General features: G+C 40.9%; 7 protein-coding genes. 3 read left to right on the top strand and 4 right to left on the bottom strand.

The window, feature by feature from the left end:
* Window positions 1-594: 594 nt before the first annotated feature.
* Window positions 595-816 carry a hypothetical protein gene (locus IEW67_RS10730; protein WP_188633069.1) on the bottom strand — a complete coding sequence of 74 codons (222 nt, stop codon included), beginning with the start codon at window positions 814-816 and terminating at the stop codon, window positions 595-597.
* Window positions 817-1,312: 496 nt separating this feature from the next.
* Here IEW67_RS10730 and pdaB point away from each other — a divergent pair, with 496 nt between their 5' ends.
* Window positions 1,313-2,071, top strand: coding sequence for a polysaccharide deacetylase family sporulation protein PdaB (pdaB, locus tag IEW67_RS10725; RefSeq protein ID WP_188633068.1), 759 nt, complete (start codon window positions 1,313-1,315; stop codon window positions 2,069-2,071).
* Window positions 2,072-2,149: 78 nt separating this feature from the next.
* Here pdaB and IEW67_RS10720 read toward each other — a convergent pair whose 3' ends face one another.
* Window positions 2,150-2,788: a KinB-signaling pathway activation protein gene (locus tag IEW67_RS10720; RefSeq protein WP_188633067.1), complete on the bottom strand. Its 639-nt coding sequence runs from the start codon at window positions 2,786-2,788 to the stop codon at window positions 2,150-2,152.
* Between the two features lie 133 nt (window positions 2,789-2,921).
* Here IEW67_RS10720 and gerD point away from each other — a divergent pair, with 133 nt between their 5' ends.
* Window positions 2,922-3,545 (top strand): spore germination lipoprotein GerD, encoded by a 624-nt coding sequence (gene gerD, locus IEW67_RS10715; protein WP_188633066.1) that lies wholly within the window; start codon window positions 2,922-2,924, stop codon window positions 3,543-3,545.
* A 129-nt stretch (window positions 3,546-3,674) separates the two neighbouring features.
* On the opposite strand, the gene salA is transcribed toward gerD, so the two are convergent.
* The gene (salA, locus tag IEW67_RS10710) at window positions 3,675-4,733 is read right to left on the bottom strand and encodes an iron-sulfur carrier protein/transcriptional regulator SalA (protein ID WP_188633065.1); all 1,059 of its coding nucleotides are present in this window, start codon (window positions 4,731-4,733) and stop codon (window positions 3,675-3,677) included.
* 143 nt (window positions 4,734-4,876) lie between these two features.
* Window positions 4,877-5,593, bottom strand: coding sequence for an N-acetylmuramoyl-L-alanine amidase CwlD (gene cwlD / locus IEW67_RS10705; protein WP_188633064.1), 717 nt, complete (start codon window positions 5,591-5,593; stop codon window positions 4,877-4,879).
* A gap of 118 nt (window positions 5,594-5,711) precedes the next feature.
* Between cwlD and IEW67_RS10700 the strand changes: the two genes are divergently transcribed.
* Window positions 5,712-6,128, top strand: coding sequence for a DUF948 domain-containing protein (locus tag IEW67_RS10700; protein WP_188633063.1), 417 nt, complete (start codon window positions 5,712-5,714; stop codon window positions 6,126-6,128).
* Window positions 6,129-6,131 lie beyond the last annotated feature (3 nt).

The raw sequence follows: 6,131 nt of genomic DNA, 5'->3' as shown, positions 1-6,131 counted from the left end.
ATGGCTTTCTTGCCAAAAAATCCATTCAGGGGTTGATGGCCCTTTCGTCAAAACAAACGTTCCGACGAATGGCCGCTTACCTCTGACATCTTTGTCATACTGGTTGTTTCGTTCAGTTTTCAAGGATCAATTTTTCACCGCTGTTTTAAGCGACGAATTATAATTTATCATGGTCGCAACAAAATGTCAATAACTTTTTAAAGCAATTTAAATTGTGAATGTCACTGCTGAAATATGTTATGTTTTGCTGACAACAAAAAATAATATAGCACAATAATTTGCCTCATTCAATAGGAAAATCAAAAAATCTTAAAGAAAATTTAAAGACGCCCCTATATGACGATTAACCTATAACCTGCGTGACTATATTAATTCATACGCTCTAACTGTACGGAGCAGCTGCAAACAGGACTGGATTTCATCAGAAAACGATACATAAACAACATTAACAAAAAACTTGCTAATCCAGTAACTATCTTCGCTTTAAAGAAACTATGCTGCTTAGCTTAGAGAATGAATGATCAGTATACCTATCATGGAGCCCTTATATTTTATTAATCGGCGTTTTAGACAGGAAGTGGCGCTCAGCATCATTTATTGGTTACCAGTGCGCCTCGGCATATACTTAATGCATTCCTCTTTGCTCGCAATACGGCGATACAAATTAAATACGGTCTGATACCGCTCCTTCATGGAGTTTTTGACTATTTGGTCGATTCGATAATCCTCCATATCCATTAATAGTTCTTCTAGCTCCCGTTTTATTAAATATTCCATTTCTCTTTGTTCTTCATCATTTATCAAAAATCCAAGCATTGTAACACCTGACCTTCTTGTTCAAAATAATAACCTATCCTTTGGCGAAATTCATGTTATAAATATACAGTTAATTTGCCTTGCACAGACTATACTATTCCCCAATTTTTTATTTTTATATCCGCTTTTTTTTAAATATCACCCATTCTCCTATATGAATTGGACAGAAAATGTTAGGCGTTTGACCTTATATCCCCCGTTTTGCTTCCTAAAATGCAGTTAGAAAACTTGGCTTATCGCCAAGCTTTAATGGCGAAAGCCTTAGTTGCACTTATGCAGTAAGAAATAATCTATACTTTCTTAACTGCTTAGAAAAACTCGGCATTCGCCTCGTCTTATAGCGAATGCCGAAGCTTTTCTTATAAGGTCATCCATAATTTATACTTTCTGACGTTACAAGGAAAAATTTACGTTTCACTTAATTCCTATATAGCTTGTTCATATTAAGCCTTTTCGCTCATAGAATATATTAAAGCTGTTTGAGAGGAATGATATAATGGATCATTTTTATGTGATGACGCTTAAAAAGTGGAAACGTTATACAATCGTGATTCTATTGGCACTGTTTGCTGCCTTGTTCCTATGGTTTGAGCGCTACGGGGCATTCTCGATTCTATCAGGAAGCGAGCCATCTGCTTTAACCAAAGGAAATGCTGATGAGCCGGATATTTCATTGACATTCAATATCAGCTGGGGTGAAGAAAAGGTTCATGACATATTGAAAAAACTTAAGCAGCATCAGGTGCAAGCCACTTTTTTTGTTAGCGGTGAATGGGCTGAACGCCATCCGGAAATTTTAGAAAAGATAACAGACCAAGAGCATGAACTCGGCATGCTCGGCTACCGCTACAAAAGTTACCTCGATCAGGAACTGGACGACGTACGTCGTGATTTATTGGAAGCAAAAGAGGTGTTCGACAAACTCGGTTATGAAGACATGAAACTGTTACGGCCGCCAAATGGCCATTTTAACAAAGATATTATTGAATTGGCTGAAGACCAGGGATTCACAGTTACACACTGGAATGTTAATCCAAATGATTGGCAAAATCCTGGGACGCAAAAAATGACAGATATGGTCATGGAAGAAACAACCAACGGGGATATTATTTTAATGCATGCTTCTGATTCTGTTAAGCAGACAGCTGAAGCGTTGGAGACAATACTCCCCGGTCTTAAAAATAAAGGGTTTAAATTTGTTGGCATATCCGAGCTGATCAACCAAGCACATGCCGAATCAAAGCTTGCGGAGTAACACCAAAGATAAAGCGCCTTTTCCGCCAGCCCAGAACTACAAAAGCCCCGATGTGCTAACGTGCACACCGGGCTTTTGTTATGTCTTATCTGCCCCTGCTTTTACAGAAGAATTTGCTCTCGTTTTTCCGTCCGATTCCGTTAAACGGTGTAACATGAGCAATTGATAGGTATTGCAAGCAAGCAGCGGTATGATCATCAGCCATGCATAATCCGTGCCAGTAGTACTCAGACCCGGTACCCATTCGACAGTCGTCATGACAACCATCAGAAAAAGGGCCGGGATAAATGCCCTCCGGTTCGTCTCACGTGCTTTAATTTCCGATACGACCCAGCCGTAGCCAAGAATGACTGCAGCCATTAAAACAAACCAAAATATGGATACCTGACCACCCGAATCATTGTATGGAAAGTAAATCAAGTCAAACACAACAAATGTAATCAGCAGCACTTGAACCGTTGGCCAAAACGTCCTAAACAAACTGAGTCCGAACCGGTTTATAAACAAATACGCAAAAAAACCAGTTTGACTGACAGCGCTGAATACAAAACCGAGTCCGAGAAAAAAGAGAATAACACCGATGAGTTCAAAAGCATCAAATGGGGCAAAATTATCTGTATAAGATGCCGGTTTGACAAAAAAACTGGTAAGTAATCCTGCCACCCCGCCAATCAGTAACGTTTTCAAAAACAAACCTGTCAGCTTTCGACTATTCAAAATACATTTCCTCCTAAAGCATGCTCGACATTCTTCATATATTTTAGCATGAACGCGTCCTTTTTACTTCTATATATACATATTTTTTGGTGTTTTGACACATATTAAACATGACAGGAAGGAGGATTTGAATATGTTCCGAACCACTTTGGTTTCCCTTTTCCTACTTTCCGCTGCATTTATCTCCGGATGTACTGGACAAGGTGCATCTGGAGAAGAAGCCAATTATGACACGACGAAAAAAATGGTTGTTGACATATTACAAACCGAGGACGGGAAGAAAGCTCTTCAGGAAATCCTGAGCGATAAAAAAATGCAACAGCAGCTTATTATGGATTCTGATGCTGTTAAAAAATCAGTAAAGGAAGTTCTCTCCTCAGATAAAGCGACTGACATTTGGAAGAAGCTGTTTGAAGATCCGGCGTTTGTTAAAACATTTGCCCAGTCTATGGCTGATGAACAAAAAAAATTGATGAAGGAACTAATGAAAGACTCAGAATTCCAGCAGCAAATGCTTGATCTGATGAAAGATCCTCAGATGACCGAACAAATGATGAGTGTTATGAAGAGTCAGGAATTCAGCAAACATCTGGAGAAAAAAATTCAGCAAACACTTGAAACGCCGATTTTTCAGGAAAAAATAAGCAAAATACTGTTGAAGGCTGCTGAAGAACAAGGCAAGCAGAAAGGTCAAAAATCCCAGCAAGGTAGCAATTCGGGGAGTGGTGGATCCAGCGGGAACGGCGGAGGATCATAACACCCTTACGACGTTTTTAATCATGATCCATAAAAAGAGGTGGCAAAACCGGGTGAGCCCAAATGGTATTGGACCACCTCAGATGCCACCTCTTTTTAAATCAACGTATGCATGTGCCTTAGCTTGCAATTATTCCTCCACTTTCGCAACAATTTTAGATGCTATTTTATGGTACTCCTTGCCAAGCGGATGGTCTTCTTGATAAACGGACGGCGAAAATTCATCCTCTTCCTCATATGGCTGCTGCAGTGGCAGGTTGCCCATCACTTTCGTCTGCAGTACGTCCGCTAGTTTTTGCCCGCCGCCTTGACCAAACACATACTCTTTCTCCCCGGTTTTCTTACTTTCGTAATACGCCATGTTTTCGATGACCCCAAGGATTTCATGTTCTGTCTTAATCGCCATTTGTCCGGCGCGTGCCGCCACAAATGCTGCTGAAGGGTGGGGTGTGGTAACAATCACTTCTTTGGCCGAGGGAATCAATTCATGGACATCCATAGCAATATCACCGGTTCCCGGCGGAAGATCAAGCAGCAGATAATCCAAATCGCCCCATTCGACTTCCTTGAAAAAACTATTCAGCATTTTTCCAAGCATTGGTCCCCGCCAAATGATTGGTGAATTATCCTCTACAAAAAAGCCCATGGAGATGACTTGTATCCCAAAACGTTCGACCGGAATAATCTTTTCACCGCGAACTTGTGGCCTGTTTTCAATGCCCATCATATCCGGTATACTGAATCCGTAAATGTCTGCATCAATGATACCGACTTTTTTACCCAAGCGCATCAATGACACCGCCAAGTTGACGGTCACCGTTGACTTTCCAACGCCCCCTTTACCACTTGAAATAGCTATAAAGTTAGGCTGTTTGCTGACGCCCAGGAGCGATTTTTCCTTTTCTGCTTCTGCAGCCGGCTGAAATTGCTGGATAACCTCATCAGGCAATTGTTCAAAACGAAGTCCGACGGTTGATGCACCATTTTTCTTCAAAATACCGACGATTTCCTGTTGCAGGTCCATTTGTTCTGCGGTATTCGTTTTAGCAATGCCAATTTTTACACTGACATGCTTTTTCTCCTCTTTAATACTAATCCCTTTAATTCCGTCTGTTTCCTCCAGCGTTTTATGTAAAAACGGATCCTGAACAGGTTTCAGGAGTTCTGTTATTTCCTCTTTCGATAACACGACTGGTCACCATCCCTTTCCTGGCATATATACAACAACGTTTTAGTAATTTGCATACAACGCCAGTATAACACAAAACACTTAAATTCTAAGTGATTTGAATCATTGATTTTGTTAAACAGCCTTGATTTTAAGGGATTAAGTTATTCCTGTTCAGATTCCTCAGTAATGTATCGCAATATTCCCTGATAAATACTCCCTGCCATTTTCCGTTGATATGCATCTTGCTTCAAGCGCTCCAATTCATGTTCGTTGGATAAAAACCCGAGTTCAACAAGAGCACCGGGTACTTCTGCATGTTTCAACAAATAAACATTATTGAGTGTCAGCGGTTCGCGTGTTGTATTTTCCAGATTGCGAATAATCTCAGACTGAATCATCTCAGCCAGATGTTTGCTTTTGTCCTGTTTGGGATAATAAAAAGTTTGTGCTCCATGCCATTTCTCGGATGACAATGCATTTAAATGGACTGTAATAAAAAAATCAGCTTCCTTATTATGAATGAACGCCAGTCGTTTACGAATATCCGCCGCTTTTCGCCGTGACAGTCCCTCGGTATCTTTCGGGGCAAGATCCTTATCCTCCTCCCGGGTGAGATATACAAGGGCACCGGACTGCTGAAGAAAATCCCGCGCTTTTTTGGCAACCTCCAGCGCAACATCTTTCTCCAGCGTCTCATCTTTGCCAACCGCTCCCCCGTCAGCTCCGCCATGGCCGGGATCAATCACAATCGTCTTTCCTGACAATGGCAGAGACCAAGTTTGCCATGTTGAGTCCACCTGTTGAATCGGAAATTGGATAAGCAGCGCCAAAATAATAACCCCTAGCCCCCATAAAATAATCCTTTTAAACCGCGCCATACCGTTCGCTCCTTATCATTATGCTTTTTTAATTGTATGGGACGAGTTTCTCGTTTATGATAAGATAAAAGAAGGAATGAAGTGTATATGACATAACAAATCGAAAAGGAGAAATTATATGGATTGGGTAGGAATTGGTGTCATCATCATTGGCCTTGCATTGCTCGGACTTGTTTTCCTGTTGATCAAACCACTCCAAAACCTGACGAAAGTGCTGGCTGGTGTGCAAAAGACAACAGACAATCTTCCGAACCAGGTGGCTGATATGATAACAGATTTGAAAACCGCCTTAAGTTCGGCTAACGATACGGTCAAACATCTGAATGAACAACTTGGCAAACTTGCGCCGATTTTTCAGATCATCGGTAACATTGGCAAATCATTGGAGCATCTCTTCAATAGTATGGCAAAAATCAATGACGACATGAAACATAAAACAGATAATGCCATGATGGAGCGCTATCACCTTGAGGGTATTTATGGCGTCATGGCGTTAGGATATGGTTTATATCAAAAGAATAAAGCCAATAAGTAAATC

This window comes from Lentibacillus kapialis, from assembly GCF_014646635.1.
Lineage (GTDB): Bacteria > Bacillota > Bacilli > Bacillales > Amphibacillaceae > Lentibacillus > Lentibacillus kapialis.
The sequence above is the reverse complement of the archived record's forward strand: the minus strand, read 5'-3'. Positions and strand labels throughout refer to the sequence as shown.